This is a genomic window from Enterobacter sp. Taxon_2 (genome assembly GCF_058355295.1).
The window spans coordinates 3,911,008-3,926,616 of sequence record NZ_CM178024.1; the positions used below are offsets into that span (position 1 = coordinate 3,911,008).

A 15,609-nucleotide genomic window follows, 5' to 3' on the forward strand; every position below is an offset into this window, starting at 1 on the left:
ACGCTCCCGACTACTGGCTAACCGGGCAATGCAGACGCGTTATCTCACCGCGCCGCCCCAGAGGAGAAATTAGTGTAACCGTGATGCTGACACATCCTGCGAGCGTTGTCTGCCCCCGACTGGCCTGCCAGCCTGCGGGGAGAACATTTGTTGAGAGCTGAGACTGATTCCAGGCATGGTGCCAGAGCTGGCGATACTGGTTAAACACGCTAAACCGCGCCGCCAGCGCCCGGTGATAACCCGACAGAGCCGTCACGACGATCACCAGCAGCATCATCGCCAGCAGGACCTCCACCATGCTAAACCCTTTTTCTCGGCTCACGGCAGCTGACATAGCGCACTCTCCTTTAATGGACAAAAATCACTCCAGCCGTGAGGCGAAAAGCGAATTTTCCCGTCGACAATCTCTCCTGCGCGCCAGAGCAGCAGGTCACTGTCTCCGGCAATCAGCTGCACACGCGCCTCACTCAGCTGGCGCAAACAGACTCGCCACGCCGATGTCTTTTTGCACTGAACCTGCAGCTCTGATGACCAGCTCTGAACCCGTCCCCACTCAAGCGCGGACTGTACCGTCGCCTGCTGCTGAAGCGAGTGGCTCTCGCCGCCAACGAGCGCGCTAAATGTTGTCAGCTGTTGATTGAGACCAGACAGGATCAGGGTACCGAGCACCAGTAAAAGCAGAACCAGGGCCAGTGAAGACATTCCGCGTTGACGATTCACAGGTTGTACCCCGTGACCGTATACAACGCCTGCCAGGGCTCCCCCTGCCCGCCTTTACGCATCGCGGCCAGTTCGATATTTACCTCTGGCGCAAAACCGGCATGTTCAACTTTACTCACCACAAAGCGCGTGATTACCAGCCTGTCCGGGTCCGTAAGCTTTTCCCATCCTTTTCCTTCACACGACGTCGCCCCACGCTGGGTTTCCAGCGCGCCGGATTCCAGACGAAAACCGGTGCTGTCATTTTCTGATGCGCTGCTATCCCAGTTGCCGTTACTGTTGGCATCCCAGCGTACAATGACGCAGCCTCCAAGCCTCGCGGTCACCAGCGCCTGTCCCTGACAGTTTCCCGCACAGTACCCCGCACGCTGAAGCTGTTTGCCCAGGGAAAACAGGTGTTGCCAGACCTCTTCCTCCAGCTCTCTCTGGCCGGATTGCAGTAAGACTGCCCGCTGCAAGCCGGGTAAAAAACGCGATGCGCTTATCAGCAAAAGGCTGCTCATCGCCGTGGCAATCAGCACTTCAGTCAGTGAGAAACCGCGCTGCCTCATCAACATGAACCTCCCTCAGAGACCTGACACATCCTGATGCGTCCTCCATTTGAGACAATAATCAGCCATGCTCCGGCACGGCTTTGAACGCGTATCCGCCCTGCCCACGCTGTATCCCTTAATCCATAAAACCCCAGCGACGGCGTGACCTCACTGACCTCGACCTCAGGCCAGAGCGGAATCAGCACAAAGGGACTCTCCTTCTTACAGCCCTGCACGGCAGAGCTCACCAGACAGTCCCCGCCTCCCACCCGCTGAAGGGTAATAAGATGGTCGCTGTTGTGCCGGTTGGCATGGTTGCGCAGAAACAGCAGGTAATCTCGCACCTGACTGGCGGTTTGCCACAGCCGCTGCTGTCGTTGCCAGCTGTCCCAGCCGTACAGACCTGAGGCGCTGAGGATAACGACAAGCGAAACGGCGACAAGCGTTTCGATAAGCGTAAAACCGTTCTCTTTTTTCATACCGGGAGTGTGGCGAAGCGCCATGAAGTTGACGAGCGACGGATCCTCGTTTTACGAGGTGTTGTCCGAAGAATTGGGAGAGTTGCAGCGCGTTGCACGCTTTCTGGATAGCGCCTCGGGAAACGGGATAAAGGCGAAAAAAACCGGCGCTAAACAGCACCGGTTGTGTCACGCTTTATCGCATCAGATAGCGACGGGGGCTTTGATGCCCGGATGCGGGTCGTAACCCTCAATCTCGAAATCATCAAAGCGGTAATCAAATATTGATGCCGGTTTGCGTTTGATAATCAGCTTCGGCAGCGCACGCGGTTCGCGGGTCAGCTGGAGATGCGTCTGTTCCATATGGTTGCTGTAAAGATGGGTATCCCCACCGGTCCAGACAAAATCACCCACTTCCAGGTCGCACTGCTGCGCCATCATGTGAACTAACAGCGCATAGCTGGCAATGTTAAACGGCAGGCCGAGGAACACGTCACAGGAGCGCTGGTAGAGCTGGCAGGAAAGCTTTCCATCCGCCACATAGAACTGGAAGAACGCGTGGCACGGTGCCAGCGCCATTTTATCCAGCTCGCCGACGTTCCAGGCGGAAACAATGATTCGGCGCGAGTCCGGATCGTTTTTCAGCTGGTTCATCACGGTGGTGATCTGGTCAATATGGCGGCCATCAGGCGTTGGCCATGCGCGCCACTGCTTACCGTAAACCGGGCCCAGGTTGCCGTTTTCATCTGCCCACTCGTCCCAGATTGAGACGTTATTTTCGTGCAGATACGCAACGTTGGTATCACCTTGCAGGAACCAGAGCAGTTCATGAATGATCGAGCGCAGGTGGCAGCGCTTTGTCGTCACCAGCGGGAAGCCTTCTTGCAGATTGAAGCGCATCTGGTGGCCAAAAATGGAGAGCGTACCGGTACCGGTGCGGTCGTTTTTCGGCGTGCCCTCATCGAGCACTTTTTTCATCAATTCAAGATACTGTTTCATGGTTCCTCAGGAAATTTGTTGCTGTGGACGACGACGATACGCCCAAATCATCATAATGGCACCCGCGACAATCATCGGAATGGAGAGAATCTGCCCCATGCTGATGTACTGTACCCACTCGCCGGTAAACTGTGCGTCAGGCTGGCGGAAGAATTCGACGATGATGCGGAACGCGCCATAGCCAATCAGGAACAGCCCGGAGACAGCGCCCATCGGACGCGGCTTTCGAATAAACAGGTTGAGGATGATAAACAGCACCACGCCTTCCAGCGCCAGCTCATACAGCTGAGACATATGGCGCGGCAGAACGCCGTAGGTATCGAAAATGGACTGCCACTCCGGATGCGATGGCAGCAGCGCGATATCTTCTGCGCGGGAGCCCGGGAAGAGCATCGTGTACGGCACGCTCGGGTCGACGCGGCCCCACAGTTCACCGTTGATAAAGTTGCCCAGACGACCAGCGCCGAGACCAAACGGGATCAGCGGTGCGATAAAATCTGAAACCTGGAAGAAGTTGCGTTTGGTGCGTTTGGCAAAAATCACCATCACCAGGATCACACCAATCAGGCCGCCATGGAAGGACATGCCGCCGTCCCAGACGCGGAACAGATAGAGCGGATCGTTCAGGAATACCGGGAAGTTATAGAACAGCACATACCCGATACGGCCACCGAGGAACACGCCGAGGAAGCCCGCATACAGCAGGTTTTCAACTTCGTTTTTGGTCCAGCCGCTGCCCGGACGGCTGGCGCGACGGCCAGCGAGCCACATGGCAAAAATGAAGCCCACCAGGTACATCAGACCGTACCAGTGAAGCGAAACAGGTCCTACTGAGAAAATGACCGGATCAAATTCCGGAAAATGCAGATAACCACTGTTCATCTGTCACCACAAGATGTTGTTATTCCGCTGAAAGTGGACAGCGGTAGAAATGCGATTCTGCTGTAAGCAGAGGCTCCAAAGTTGCGAATCATAGCACAAGGCTGGCGCGGAGGATGCGCCAGAGATGTAAAAGATGTGTATAGGGTTTTATGCGCGCTGGCGCCCTCACCCACAGGGAGAGGGCGAAAAACGATTAGCGGCCGCCGCGGATCAGACCGCCCATACCGCGTCGTTCCATAAACGCCGCGACCTGATGACGAACCTCGGTTGCCAGCTGCGCCTCAAGGCTGCGTTCAGCCAGTTCGCGGGCATCATTGATGTCGATATGCCGCAGCAGATATTTCACGCGGGCGACGGCGCGACCGTTCATCGACAGATGGCGGAATCCCAGACCAATCAGGATCGCAACGCACATGGAATCCCCGGCCATTTCACCACACAGGCGTAAATCAATACCGTACTGCTCCGCTTCACGAGCGATCATCGCTAACGCGCGAATAATCGCCGGATGCAGGCTGTCGTAGATACTGGCGACGCGAGTATTGTTACGGTCGACGGCCAGGATATATTGCGTCAGGTCGTTCGTGCCGACAGAGATAAAATCAACACGGTTTGCCAGCTGCGGCAGCATAAAGACCATAGACGGCACTTCAAGCATCACACCAATCCGCGGTTTCGGGATCGCATAGCCGATCATCTCTTCCACTTCGCGGCCAGCACGTTCGATCAGCCGCCGGGACTCGTCGATCTCATCGATGCTGGTGACCATCGGCAGCAGGATGCTGAGATTGCCCGTCGCCGCGTTGGCGCGCAGCATCGCACGTACCTGGATCAGGAAGATCTCCGGCTGATCGAGCGTAATGCGGATCCCACGCCAGCCCAGGCACGGGTTTTCTTCGCTGATCGGCATATAGGGCAGCTGTTTATCCGCCCCGACATCCAGGGTTCGCAGAGTGACTGGTTTGTCGTTAAACATCTGCAGCATCCCCTGATACTGCGCCACCTGCTCCTCTTCGGAGGGGAAACCGCTCTGCAGCATGAACGGGATTTCAGTACGGTACAGGCCAATGCCGTCGATGCGGCTGCCCAGCTTCTCTTCGTGCTCAGGGCTTAAACCGGCGTTGAGCATGACTTTGATCCGCTCACCGCTCTTCAGCTGTGCGGGCAGGTTAACGTCATCTTCAGCCAGCTTGCTTAATTCATTCTCTTCGCTGATAAGACGCTGGTACTCCTGGAGCAGAACCGGCTCAGGATCGACCAGCAGCTCACCGCGATAGCCGTCGACCACCAGCGTACGTCGGTGCAGTACCGACGGCTGAATGTCCGCCCCCATAACGGTAGGGATACCCAGCGCGCGCACCATAATGGCGGCGTGTGAGTTGGCGGCACCATCGCGCACCACCACACCGGCCAGCCTGTCCTGGGGCAGTTCAGCCAGCGTCGTTGCCGAGAGTTCGTCGGCGACCAGAACAAACCGTTTTGGCCAGGCATTCGGGCCCTGAATGGTGTCATCAAGATGGAACAGCAGGCGCTGCCCCAGCGCGCGCAGATCCCCTGCCCGCTCTTTCAGGTAACCGTCGGTCAGTGCTGCAAACTGGTCGGCAAATTTTTCGATGACCTTCTTAACCGCCCACTCCGCGACCGAGCCTTTATCCACTTCCGCAAAAAGCTCACGACGCAGACGCGCATCGGAGAGCAGGTGCGAATAGAGGTCGAAGATGGCCGCCGTCTCTTTTTGCGCGCCTGCGGCAAAGCGCTTGCTGTAACGACGAAATTCATTTGCCGCCTCTTCCAGCGCGGCGGTGAGACGCTCGCGCTCAAGGGCTTCATCAAGCGTTGAGGCTTCGTAAACCTGCTCCATCAGCGGCAGCGTAGCGTCCATCCAGCCTTCCGCTATCGCCACGCCTGGCGATGCCGGAAGGGCTCGAATGCGCGTATGGCGATACTGACCAAAAAGCGCGGCAAGCTGGGACTGGGAGAGGATCGCCGCCATCTGCGTGGCCAGCGTGACGAGGAAAGACTCCTCGCTTTCATCGTACTGACGCAGCTCGCGCTGCTGGACGACCAGCACGCCGAGCAGCTGGCGACGCTGGATAATCGGCACGCCAAGGAAAGCGCGGAAGCGCTCTTCTTTTACGGAAGGGATGTACTTAAAGCTGGGGTGTTTTTGTGCGTCAGCAAGGTTGATGGGTTCAGCCAGCCGCCCGACCAGACCCACGATACCTTCATCAAATGCGAGCGTTACGGTGCGTCCGCGTGGTTTTTTCAAACCACGGGTTGCCATCAGGTAATAGCAGCGCCGATCGTGGTCGGCCAGATACACCGAACAGACCTCGGTCTCCATCGCAAGACAGATGTCGGTGACCAGAATATTCAGCGCCTCGTTCAGACGCGGCGCGCTGGCCACCTTCTCGACTATTTCTCGCAAGCGGGTGAGCATGATTTGCGTAGCTTAACCTCTTTTACGTCGCCAGGCAGGTGCGCTCTGCGGCTTAGGCGGGATCTCCTGAAGCTGCATTACCACACTTGCAAACTCTTTCATCACCCTACGGTAAACATCGCGTTTAAATGACACGACCTGACGAACAGGATACCAATAGCTCACCCAGCGCCAGCCATCGAACTCCGGCGTACTGCTGGTTTGCATATTGATGTCTGAATCGTTGCCCACCAACTGCAACAGAAACCACTTCTGTTTCTGGCCGATACAAACCGGCTTTGTGTCCCAACGCACCAAACGTTTCGGTAACTTGTAACGCAACCAGTTGCGGGTCGAAGCCAGGATGCGAACATCTTTTCGGCTTAAACCGACCTCTTCAAAAAGCTCCCGGTACATCGCTTGTTCTGGGGACTCTCCCGGATTGATCCCGCCTTGCGGGAACTGCCAGGAGTGCTGACCATATCGCCGGGCCCACATTACCTGGCCCTGACGATTACAAATTACTATTCCTACGTTCGGGCGGTAGCCATCGTCATCAATCACCGGACTACCCCAAACTAAACCTTATATATGAATGATTGTTTCACACTACAGGGAGGCGGTAAACCACTCTCTTACAGGGCTGCAACCTAATAACATTTGAATAACTCACAAATAAGTGCTGAGTTATAAACAGATGAGTGGCAGTGAAGGGAATTTTATTCACCTTTTCTGTGGATATAGTTGTGAAGAAGTGTCTGATTACCGATGAACAACCTTAAACGCTGCCATATCCCCTCTTTCACCTGAATTCAATAATGCAATTATTTTCATATAGTTAAATGTATTTCCATGAACACAAAACAGAATAGCGTGACGATCGTCACATCAGGGATCGTCGTGCTGATGAAAGATCGAACAGCGTCGGTTTTATCCACAGATTGTGCCAATAAGTTAGTCACAATTTGTTTGAAAATTCGATTTTCATCGCACGTCAAGGCTGTAAATCGAAACAGTAGTCAGGGTTATGCCCAGTTATCCCATTTTTCTGTGGATAACATGGTGTAAGATCCTGTTCATTGTCAGTGACCAGATTTGAACAACCGGTTTTCTGACTCGGGTGAAACGATTTCAAACCCATAAAAAAACCTATAAATCATATACATGGAATATTGGTACAGAAATAGTTAAACTCTATCCACAGGGGACAATTTCTTCGTTTATTTTTTAATCAAAAGGTTACCGTCATGCATCCGCTTACACCCTTGCTCTCACCGCCGTCCAGCGAGGACCAGTTGCTCCAGCAGGCACAGCGTCTTGCGGGTTTTTCGCTTGGCGAGCTGGCGGCAATGGCAGGGCTTCCGATCCCGAAGGATCTTAAGCGGGATAAAGGCTGGATCGGCATGCTGCTTGAGCTGTGGCTGGGTGCGAGCGCAGGGAGCAAACCCGAGCAGGATTTTGCAGCACTTGGTGTGGAGTTAAAAACCATCCCAATAGATAGCCAGGGCAAGCCGCTTGAGACCACCTTTGTCTGCGTTGCGCCATTAACCGGCAACACCGGCGTGACGTGGGAAACCAGCCACGTTCGCCACAAGCTGAAGCGCGTGTTGTGGGTGCCGGTTGAAGGCGAGCGACAGATCCCCCTGGCCGACCGTCGCGTTGGCGCGCCGCTGCTCTGGAGCCCAAACGAGGATGAAGAGCATCAGCTTCGGCTGGACTGGGAGGAGCTGATGGACATGATCGTTCTTGGGCAGGTAGAGCGCATCACCGCCCGACACGGAGAAGTATTACAACTGCGTCCGAAAGCGGCCAACAGTAAAGCGCTTACCGAGGCAATCGGCGCACAGGGTGAGCCGATACTGACGCTGCCGCGCGGTTTTTATCTCAAAAAGAATTTCACCGGCGCGCTCCTGGCACGTCATTTCCTGTTAAAAACATAGTTTTTTACTTATTTTGCGAGCTCTCAAACATAATCGACTGCTTTTTAAGATTTTACTGCTTCCTCAAGTCGCCATATCGGGTTAATACTAGATTATGATTTGATACGCGCCAGATGAGGACGATAACGATGAAAAAATGGGCAGTGTTAGTTTCAGCAGTCGGTTTAGCGTTTGCCGTATCGGGCTGTAGCAGCGATTACGTCATGGCGACAAAAGATGGTCGAATGATCCTGACCGACGGCAAACCCGAAGTTGACGATGATACCGGTCTGGTCAGCTACCGCGATCAGGAAGGCAATAAAATGCAGATCAATCGCGACGAAGTATCGCAAATTATCGAGCGATAAACAGAGAGAGGTCAGTCGCTTGCTGACCTTTTTGATTTTTTTCTTCCCCTTTTGCTTCCCCTCTGCCATGTTTATATTCCTTTGTCGGGCACGCCCTGACGCGGTCTATAAGTCTACTGAGGAAGCCGGCTATGCATTATCACCGTATCCCCCACAGCGCTCTGGAAATAAGCCAACTGGGGTTGGGCACGATGACATTTGGTGAACAAAACAGCGAAGCCGATGCCCATGCACAACTCGATTACGCCGTCAGCCAGGGGATTAACCTGATTGATGTCGCGGAGATGTACCCTGTTCCGCCACGTCCGGAAACGCAGGGACTTACCGAAACCTACGTCGGTAACTGGCTGGCAAAACACGGCAACCGTGAAAAGCTGGTGATTGCCTCCAAAATCAGCGGCCCCGCGCGCAACAACGATACCGGGATCCGCCCGAACCAGATCCTCGATCGCAAGAATATCCGCGCCGCACTGGACGCCAGCCTCAAGCGCCTGCAAACCGACTATCTCGATCTGTATCAGGTGCACTGGCCTCAGCGCCCAACCAACTGCTTTGGTAAGCTCGGCTACAGCTGGAATGAGAGCGCCCCCGCCGTGACACTGCTGGAAACGCTGGAAGCGCTGACCGAATGCCAGCGCGCGGGAAAAATCCGCTATATTGGCGTCTCTAACGAAACGGCCTTTGGGGTCATGCGCTATCTGCACCTGGCGGATAAACACGATCTGCCGCGTATCGTGACTATTCAGAACCCGTACAGCCTGCTTAACCGCAGCTATGAAGTGGGTCTGGCCGAAGTGACGCAGTATGAAGAAGTGGAACTGCTCGCCTACTCCTGTCTCGGCTTCGGTACGCTGACGGGGAAATACCTGAACGGCGCGAAACCGGCCGGGGCGCGTAACACCCTCTTTAGCCGCTTTACCCGTTACAGCGGCGAGCAGACGCAGAAAGCCGTTGCCGCCTATGTGGATATCGCGAAGCGTCACGGTCTTGACCCTGCGCAGATGGCGCTGGCCTTCGTGCGTCGTCAGCCGTTTGTTGCCAGCACCCTGCTGGGCGCGACCACGATGGAGCAGTTGAAAACCAATATTGCGAGTTTCAATCTGAACCTGAGTGAAGAGGTGTTAGCGGAGATTGAAGCGGTGCATCAGGTTTATACGTATCCTGCACCGTAGCCTGAGGCTTTTGCCCGGTGACGCTTACCGGGCCTACAGGTGCACAAACGTAGGCCGGGTAAGGCGAAGCCGCCACCCGGCTATATATCAGCGGCGACGCTGCCAGATCCACAAACCCGCAATCGCCAGCGCAAACAGCCCACCAAACCCGACGCCAATCCCCACAACCGGCACGCCCACTTTTACCGCCAGCGAGTAGAGCCCCAGCATTAACAGCATTGCCAGGTTTTCCCCCAGGTTTTGTACCGCGATGGCATTGCCTGCCCCGACGGTCTGCTTGCCCCGCTCCTGCAGTAACGCATTCAACGGCACCACGAAGAAGCCCCCCAGAATACCAATCAGGATGAGGAGGACATACGCGGGCAATAACGCATGCTGCAGCGAGAAGATCAGCACCACGACGCCAATCAGGATCCCTGCGGGCATGCAGCGTGCTACCGTCTCGAGCGTTACCAGCTTCGCCGCCGCGCCAGCCCCCACCACAATGCCGATGGCCACCATCGCATTCAGATAGGTCGGCGTCGCGTTGTCAGTAATCCCCAGCGCCACCGGCACCCACAGCACCAGCAGGAAGCGCAGCGTGACGCCCGCACCCCAGAACATACTGGTCCCCATCAGGGAAAAACGCGTTTCACCGTTACGCCACAGCACGCGGCAGGCGGTAAAGAAACTTCCGGTCATCGGTTTAAAGCGCCAGGATTGCCCCGGGCGAGCCACCGGCAGCTTAGGAATAAACAGGTTCGCCACGACCGCCCCGCCATACACCGCCGCGCATACGCCCAGTGCCGCCAGGACATGCCAGTCGGCCAGCACGCCGCCCGCAACGGATCCGAGCAGGATAGCGGCAATGGTTGACGACTCCATCAGACCATTGGCTTTCACCAGCTTATCCCCGGTGGTCAGCTCGCCGAGAATGCCATACTTCGCCGGGGAGTAGGCGGCGGCGCCAATGCCCACCAGCGTATAGCCAATAAACGGATTGAAGCCAAAGCAAATGCTGGCCGCACCCAGCAGCTTGAGGCCATTGGCAAACATCATCACCCGACCTTTCGGGAAGCTGTCCGCCACCTGCCCGACGAACGGAGCAAAGATAATGTAAGCGCCTACAAACACCATCTGCAGGATCGGCTGACTCCAGTCGGGGTAAAACTCGGCTTTCAGCAGCGCCAGCGTGGCAAACAGCAGCGCGTTATCACCGAACGCAGAGAGAAACTGTGCGGCGATGACGGCCATCATGCCTTTCGATCTGAGCGATGTGTTAGTGTGTACTGACTCACGCATTTTGCTGTTCCGCCTCTTCAATCATGCCTTTCAGGGTCACGAAATCGGGTTTTCCGCTCCCCAGCACCGGGAGCTGTTTGAGGTAGCGAATATCGCGCGGCACCGCCAGTTCAGGGATACCGTGTTCACGCGCATAGCTCAGTAACCTGTCGCGCTTAAGCTCACCGTCGGTCGTAAACAGCACCAGCGCCTCGCCTTTGCTGGCATCACTCTTCACCACCGTTGCATGCATCTTATCCGCGGACACGGCCGTCGCCAGCTGCTCAACCATTTCCAGAGAGACCATTTCACCCGCGATTTTGGCGAAGCGTTTCGCGCGTCCCTGAATCTGAACAAAGCCTTGTTCATCAAAACGGACGATATCACCGGTGTCGTACCAGCCGGTTTCAATCTCGCCGTTGACATTTTCCGCTGTGGGCACCTCCAGCACGCCCGGGTTTTCCACGCGCAGATACCCGTTCATCACGTTTGGCCCTTTGAGCTGCAGACGGCCACCGTCCTCAATGCCCGGCACGGCCAGCAGACGCGCGTCCATTCCCGGCAGAATTCGGCCAACCGTACCCGGTTTCGCCGCCATCGGCACGTTAATCGAGACCACGGGCGCACACTCGGTAACGCCATAGCCTTCGAGAATGCGAAGGCCAAACTTGTCCTGCCAGATCTGACGCGTGCTCTCCTGCAGTTTTTCCGCACCGGCCACCACATACCGCACGCGATAGAAGTCATACGGATTGGCGAAACGCGCATAGTTGCCGAGGAACGTTGAGGTGCCGAACAGGACGGTGCAGTTACGGTCATACACCAGCTCCGGCACAATCCGGTAATGCAGCGGGCTTGGATAGAGGAACACTTCTGCGCCGGTCAGCAGCGGCGTAAACAGCCCCACCGTCAGGCCAAAGGAGTGGAACAGCGGCAGCGCCGACATAAAACGGTCATCCGCGGTAAAGTCAGCAATGCTTTTGATCTGCTCAACGTTCGCCAGAATGCTCTTGTGGCTGTGGACGACGCCTTTCGGGTTGCCCTCCGATCCCGACGTGAAGAGGATAATGGCGTCATCTTCCGGCTGCTGTTTGACCTGCGCCAGACGCGGCACCAGCAGGTGAGCAAAAATCCACAGCTTGTCGCCGGTGGTCACGTCGGCTTTCAGATCCTCCAGGAAGACCCAGCGTACCTGGGTGAGCTGCTCGGGAAGATGCCAGAGCTTGCCTTTGTCCAGGAACTGACGAGAGGTAAAGACGGTATTAATCTGGGCAGCGGTGATGGCGCTGGTCAGCCCTTTCACACCCGCCGTGTAGTTCATCATCGCCGGGATCCGGCCCCGGGAAACCGCGCCGAAAATCACCGCCGCGCTGATGCCCGCGTTAGGCAGCATCAGGCCAATCTTTTCGCCCTTTTTGCTGTACTTCTCAAGAATGCGCCCCACAAACAGGGTCTTGGTCAGCAGTTTGCGATAGGTATCCGGGGTAAAGTTGATGTCTTCGATGCAGTTTTTCTTCGCGCCATAGCGGTGCTGCGCGGAAAGCAGAGATTCGTACAGCGTTTCGCGCGGACGCACGGCCATGCGCGCTTCCATCATAATCTGGTGCAGCATTTCCCCGGCGATTTTACGGCGATCGCGGGCACGCGGCGCGTCGGGCATCGGTAACGACGTTGGCGGCAGAATATGCAGCGTGATTTTGGGGAACAGACGCTGCTTCACCAGTCCCTTCAGACGGCTGAAATGGGTCAGCTCTGCGCCTTCAATTCGCAGCGGCACCACGGTCGCTTTTGACTTCGCCGCCACAAACCCCGCACCGTCGTAGATTTTCATCAGCGAACCGGTCACAGAGATACGCCCTTCCGGGAAAATGACCACCGGACGCCCCTGCTCGACCAGACGCACCAGATGCTTAATCATCATCGGCTTTGTCGGGTCAAGCGGCACAAAATCAATCAGCGGCGTGAGCCAGCGCATGTACCACTGCTGGCTGATGGAGGTATAGACCGCAAATACCGGACGCACGGGCAGAAACAGCGCCAGCAGGATGCCATCTATAAAGGAAACATGATTTGGTGTGATAAGAACGCGTTCGCCGCGAAGCGCCTGGGCATCGCCAGTGACGCGGATGCGAAAGAGAATACGGAACAGTGTACGGAAGAACCCAAATAGCATCTCAACTCCCTTTGCCAGCCAGTGTGGAGGGTTGATAGTAAATGGTGGCAGATTACACGAGAAGTGATACGGGAGCGACAGCAAAAGTGGAGGCGAAAAAAAACCTGCGCATCCGCGCAGGTTGGTGCAAGAGATGAGTACGAAACCGTACTAAGAATTCTCACCAATCAATACCTCTGGGATCTCAACTGTATCAATCTCATTAACATCCTCGCCATCGGACAATCGCAACAGCCTGAGGCAAAGTGTAACCAAAGGTTCAGATTGACATTCTTCAGACATGACTGCGCGTGTAACGATTACACCGCCAGGGTTGTTCTGCGTCACGTTTGTGGAGAGCGAAAATCCGCTCCCCTTGAATGCGCGCCGCTTTTCCGCAACACTATTTGGTGTGTAAACGCTTACCCCCAATAAGAAGGTAATGAATGGCGACAATAAAGGATGTGGCCCGTCTGGCAGGTGTGTCGGTGGCAACCGTCTCCCGTGTGATTAACGACTCCCCAAAAGCCAGTGACGCATCACGCCAGGCGGTACAAAGCGCCATGGAATCCCTAAACTATCATCCCAATGCCAATGCCCGCGCGCTCGCCCAGCAGTCCACAGAAACCATTGGTCTGGTGGTAGGAGATGTCTCCGATCCCTTTTTCGGCGCGATGGTGAAAGCCGTTGAGCAGGTTTCTTATCAGACAGGCAATTTTTTGCTGATCGGCAATGGCTATCATAATGAACAAAAAGAACGCCAGGCCATCGAGCAGCTGATCCGCCACCGCTGCGCGGCGCTGGTAGTACACGCCAAAATGATCCCGGATGCCGAACTGATTCATCTGATGAAGCAGATCCCCGGGATGGTCATCATCAACCGCATTATTCCCGGCTTTGAGAAACGCTGCGTGGCGCTCGACGACCGCTACGGCGCGTGGCTTGCGACCCGTCATCTGATTCAGCAGGGCCACACCCGGATTGGCTATCTCTGTTCAAACCACCCGATTTCTGATGCAGAAGACCGTCTGCAGGGCTACTACGATGCCCTGCGCGAAAACGGACTGCCGTGCAATGACCGCCTGGTGGCCTACGGTGAACCGGATGAGAGCGGCGGTGAGCAGGCCATGACCGAGCTGCTGGGTCGCGGACGGAATTTCACGGCGGTTGCCAGCTATAACGACTCGATGGCCGCAGGGGCAATGGGGGTGTTGAACGACAACGGGATTGAGGTACCGGCAGAAATTTCGCTGATTGGCTTCGACGACGTGCTGGTCTCCCGCTACGTTCGCCCGCGCCTGACCACCGTGCGCTACCCGATTATCACCATGGCCACACAGGCCGCCGAGCTGGCGTTAGCGCTGGCGGAACAGCGCCAGCCGCCGGATATTACGCATCTGTTTAGCCCGACGCTGGTTCGCCGTCACTCCGTTGCCTCTCTTGCGGAAGCGCAAAGCGAATAACGGTAGAGGTGAACCCGCGTGTTGGGGTATTCCAGCCCATCACCGATATACTGCCAGCCGTAACGTTCGTAAAAGTCGCGGCAGGCAGACCACAGATGCAGCTCGGTGTACCCGGCCTGCGCGGCATACGCAATAACATGCTCCTGAAGCTTCCCCGCGAGTCCTTTTCCTCGCGCCGCCTCATCCACGTACAACGCCGCCAGCCAGGGATAAAGATCCTGACGCGTGATGAGATCGCAGCGCCATAATCCGACGGTGCCCAGAAGACGTTCATCCTCAACGGCAATAAACGTCATCGGCAGCGCGTCAGGCGTCTGGCTGTGATCGATAACGCTCTGGAAAAATTCACGCGGCAGGCCGTCACCGAAGGCCTGCCAGATCCAGTCGATCACCTGCTCCGCAAACTGCGGCGCGGCGTACAGCGGGAGGATCTTCATATCAGTTTCCCCTGAAAAAGAGGAACTGACTCAAACAGATAACCGTCGAAATCCGGCGCATCTTCATCAGACAGCTCCAGCAAACTTTTTTTCACATTTTCCAGATGCTGGAACATGGCCTGCCAGGCCCCCATCACGTCGCGACGGCGCAGGGCAGCAAGAATGGTTTGCCGGTCGCCGAGCCACTTCAGGCGATACGCACGACTGGCAATATGGACGTTAAACTGCTGCCACAGCGGGCTGCTGTCCATGTGGTGCCAGATACTTTCCACTGTTGCCAGCAGCATCTGATTTTGCGTTGCGCCCGCCAGCACCAGGTGAAACATCTTGTTGTTGTCCTGGCTGTTGTCGTCCGCGGCGATGGCGCGCTGCTCCTGCTCGATGATGCGGCGCAGATTATCGATATCCGCCCGCGTCGCCATTTTGGCGGCAAAAGCTGCGATGTTGCTTTCGAGCAGCTGGCGAGCCTGCAAAATCTCAAACGGGCCCACGTCGCTGTTAAGGAAACGCTCTTCCTCATTTTCATGTTCGTCGGGGATGCGCATGACGTAAACACCCGAGCCCTGACGGATATCCACCGTGCCCTGTAGCTCCAGCATCAGCAGCGCCTCGCGCACGATAGTGCGGCTTACGCCATAGGTCTCGGCAATGTTGCGCTCCGGCGGCAGGCGCGACCCAACGGGATAATGCCCCTGGATAATTTGCGCCCGTAAATCCTCGCCAATTTCCTGGTACTGTTTTTTTTCCGGCAGGATGACAGCCTTATCCACGTTTTCACCTGTTTTTTCAGTTAATGCGCAGGCCGGGCGTCCTCCCGGCCAGTTTGT

At 56.1% G+C, this 15,609-nt stretch carries 16 protein-coding genes; 4 read left to right on the forward strand and 12 right to left on the reverse strand.

Features of this window, described 5'->3' with window-relative positions:
* Positions 1–10: 10 nt before the first annotated feature.
* From AC4IC4_RS18485 to rppH, 8 genes are all read right to left on the reverse strand, one after another.
* The gene (locus tag AC4IC4_RS18485) at positions 11–334 is read right to left on the reverse strand and encodes a prepilin-type N-terminal cleavage/methylation domain-containing protein (protein ID WP_024909292.1); all 324 of its coding nucleotides are present in this window, start codon (positions 332–334) and stop codon (positions 11–13) included.
* Positions 319–720, reverse strand: a complete 402-nt coding sequence (locus tag AC4IC4_RS18490) for a DUF2509 family protein (protein ID WP_491471668.1) — start codon at positions 718–720, stop codon at positions 319–321. The genes AC4IC4_RS18485 and AC4IC4_RS18490 overlap by 16 nt, the downstream gene beginning before the upstream one ends.
* A complete protein-coding gene (locus AC4IC4_RS18495) occupies positions 717–1,277 on the reverse strand; it encodes a prepilin peptidase-dependent protein (protein WP_491471669.1) in 561 nt (186 codons plus the stop codon). Before AC4IC4_RS18495 ends, AC4IC4_RS18490 begins: the two co-directional genes overlap by 4 nt.
* Positions 1,271–1,732, reverse strand: coding sequence for a prepilin peptidase-dependent protein (locus tag AC4IC4_RS18500; RefSeq protein WP_248165685.1), 462 nt, complete (start codon positions 1,730–1,732; stop codon positions 1,271–1,273). The genes AC4IC4_RS18495 and AC4IC4_RS18500 overlap by 7 nt, the downstream gene beginning before the upstream one ends.
* A gap of 183 nt (positions 1,733–1,915) precedes the next feature.
* Complete coding sequence (gene thyA / locus AC4IC4_RS18505) at positions 1,916–2,710, reverse strand: thymidylate synthase (RefSeq protein WP_014885081.1); 795 nt, start codon at positions 2,708–2,710, stop codon at positions 1,916–1,918.
* A gap of 6 nt (positions 2,711–2,716) precedes the next feature.
* Positions 2,717–3,592, reverse strand: coding sequence for a prolipoprotein diacylglyceryl transferase (lgt, locus tag AC4IC4_RS18510; RefSeq protein WP_023309046.1), 876 nt, complete (start codon positions 3,590–3,592; stop codon positions 2,717–2,719).
* A gap of 193 nt (positions 3,593–3,785) precedes the next feature.
* Positions 3,786–6,032, reverse strand: a complete 2,247-nt coding sequence (ptsP, locus tag AC4IC4_RS18515) for a phosphoenolpyruvate--protein phosphotransferase (protein ID WP_024909296.1) — start codon at positions 6,030–6,032, stop codon at positions 3,786–3,788.
* A gap of 12 nt (positions 6,033–6,044) precedes the next feature.
* Complete coding sequence (gene rppH, locus AC4IC4_RS18520) at positions 6,045–6,575, reverse strand: RNA pyrophosphohydrolase (protein ID WP_013098553.1); 531 nt, start codon at positions 6,573–6,575, stop codon at positions 6,045–6,047.
* A gap of 683 nt (positions 6,576–7,258) precedes the next feature.
* Here rppH and mutH point away from each other — a divergent pair.
* The 3 genes from mutH to AC4IC4_RS18535 all read left to right on the forward strand — a co-directional run bounded on the left by mutH (position 7,259) and on the right by AC4IC4_RS18535 (position 9,470).
* A complete protein-coding gene (gene mutH / locus AC4IC4_RS18525; RefSeq protein ID WP_491471670.1) occupies positions 7,259–7,951 on the forward strand; it encodes a DNA mismatch repair endonuclease MutH in 693 nt (230 codons plus the stop codon).
* A 128-nt stretch (positions 7,952–8,079) separates the two neighbouring features.
* Positions 8,080–8,298: a YgdI/YgdR family lipoprotein gene (locus AC4IC4_RS18530; protein WP_008499668.1), complete on the forward strand. Its 219-nt coding sequence runs from the start codon at positions 8,080–8,082 to the stop codon at positions 8,296–8,298.
* Positions 8,299–8,429: 131 nt separating this feature from the next.
* The gene (locus tag AC4IC4_RS18535) at positions 8,430–9,470 is read left to right on the forward strand and encodes an NADP(H)-dependent aldo-keto reductase (RefSeq protein WP_491471671.1); all 1,041 of its coding nucleotides are present in this window, start codon (positions 8,430–8,432) and stop codon (positions 9,468–9,470) included.
* An 87-nt stretch (positions 9,471–9,557) separates the two neighbouring features.
* On the opposite strand, the gene lplT is transcribed toward AC4IC4_RS18535, so the two are convergent.
* Together lplT and aas are read right to left on the reverse strand one after the other, a co-directional pair.
* On the reverse strand, positions 9,558–10,751 hold the full coding sequence (gene lplT / locus AC4IC4_RS18540; protein WP_024909299.1) for a lysophospholipid transporter LplT: 1,194 nt from the start codon (positions 10,749–10,751) through the stop codon (positions 9,558–9,560).
* On the reverse strand, positions 10,744–12,903 hold the full coding sequence (gene aas / locus AC4IC4_RS18545) for a bifunctional acyl-ACP--phospholipid O-acyltransferase/long-chain-fatty-acid--ACP ligase (protein ID WP_491471672.1): 2,160 nt from the start codon (positions 12,901–12,903) through the stop codon (positions 10,744–10,746). The genes lplT and aas overlap by 8 nt, the downstream gene beginning before the upstream one ends.
* A 425-nt stretch (positions 12,904–13,328) precedes the next feature.
* Between aas and galR the strand changes: the two genes are divergently transcribed.
* Entirely contained in the window at positions 13,329–14,345 is a 1,017-nt protein-coding gene (gene galR / locus AC4IC4_RS18550; protein WP_491471673.1) for an HTH-type transcriptional regulator GalR, read from the forward strand.
* Here galR and AC4IC4_RS18555 read toward each other — a convergent pair.
* Together AC4IC4_RS18555 and AC4IC4_RS18560 are read right to left on the reverse strand one after the other, a co-directional pair.
* Positions 14,306–14,782 carry a GNAT family N-acetyltransferase gene (locus AC4IC4_RS18555; protein WP_024909302.1) on the reverse strand — a complete coding sequence of 159 codons (477 nt, stop codon included), beginning with the start codon at positions 14,780–14,782 and terminating at the stop codon, positions 14,306–14,308. The two genes, galR and AC4IC4_RS18555, sit on opposite strands and share 40 nt — an antisense overlap.
* Positions 14,779–15,552, reverse strand: a complete 774-nt coding sequence (locus tag AC4IC4_RS18560; protein ID WP_024909303.1) for a GntR family transcriptional regulator — start codon at positions 15,550–15,552, stop codon at positions 14,779–14,781. The genes AC4IC4_RS18555 and AC4IC4_RS18560 overlap by 4 nt, the downstream gene beginning before the upstream one ends.
* Between the last annotated feature and the right edge of the window lie 57 nt (positions 15,553–15,609).

Coding starts and splice junctions, on each gene's coding strand:
- AC4IC4_RS18495 (WP_491471669.1), bottom strand. CDS start 1,277: ATGTTGATGAGGCAGCGCGGTTTCTCACTGACTGAAGTGCTGATTGCC.
- lgt (WP_023309046.1), bottom strand. CDS start 3,592: ATGAACAGTGGTTATCTGCATTTTCCGGAATTTGATCCGGTCATTTTC.
- mutH (WP_491471670.1), top strand. CDS start 7,259: ATGCATCCGCTTACACCCTTGCTCTCACCGCCGTCCAGCGAGGACCAG.
- AC4IC4_RS18530 (WP_008499668.1), top strand. CDS start 8,080: ATGAAAAAATGGGCAGTGTTAGTTTCAGCAGTCGGTTTAGCGTTTGCC.
- AC4IC4_RS18535 (WP_491471671.1), top strand. CDS start 8,430: ATGCATTATCACCGTATCCCCCACAGCGCTCTGGAAATAAGCCAACTG.
- AC4IC4_RS18485 (WP_024909292.1), bottom strand. CDS start 334: ATGTCAGCTGCCGTGAGCCGAGAAAAAGGGTTTAGCATGGTGGAGGTC.
- thyA (WP_014885081.1), bottom strand. CDS start 2,710: ATGAAACAGTATCTTGAATTGATGAAAAAAGTGCTCGATGAGGGCACG.
- aas (WP_491471672.1), bottom strand. CDS start 12,903: ATGCTATTTGGGTTCTTCCGTACACTGTTCCGTATTCTCTTTCGCATC.
- lplT (WP_024909299.1), bottom strand. CDS start 10,751: ATGCGTGAGTCAGTACACACTAACACATCGCTCAGATCGAAAGGCATG.
- ptsP (WP_024909296.1), bottom strand. CDS start 6,032: ATGCTCACCCGCTTGCGAGAAATAGTCGAGAAGGTGGCCAGCGCGCCG.
- galR (WP_491471673.1), top strand. CDS start 13,329: ATGGCGACAATAAAGGATGTGGCCCGTCTGGCAGGTGTGTCGGTGGCA.
- AC4IC4_RS18555 (WP_024909302.1), bottom strand. CDS start 14,782: ATGAAGATCCTCCCGCTGTACGCCGCGCCGCAGTTTGCGGAGCAGGTG.
- AC4IC4_RS18500 (WP_248165685.1), bottom strand. CDS start 1,732: ATGAAAAAAGAGAACGGTTTTACGCTTATCGAAACGCTTGTCGCCGTT.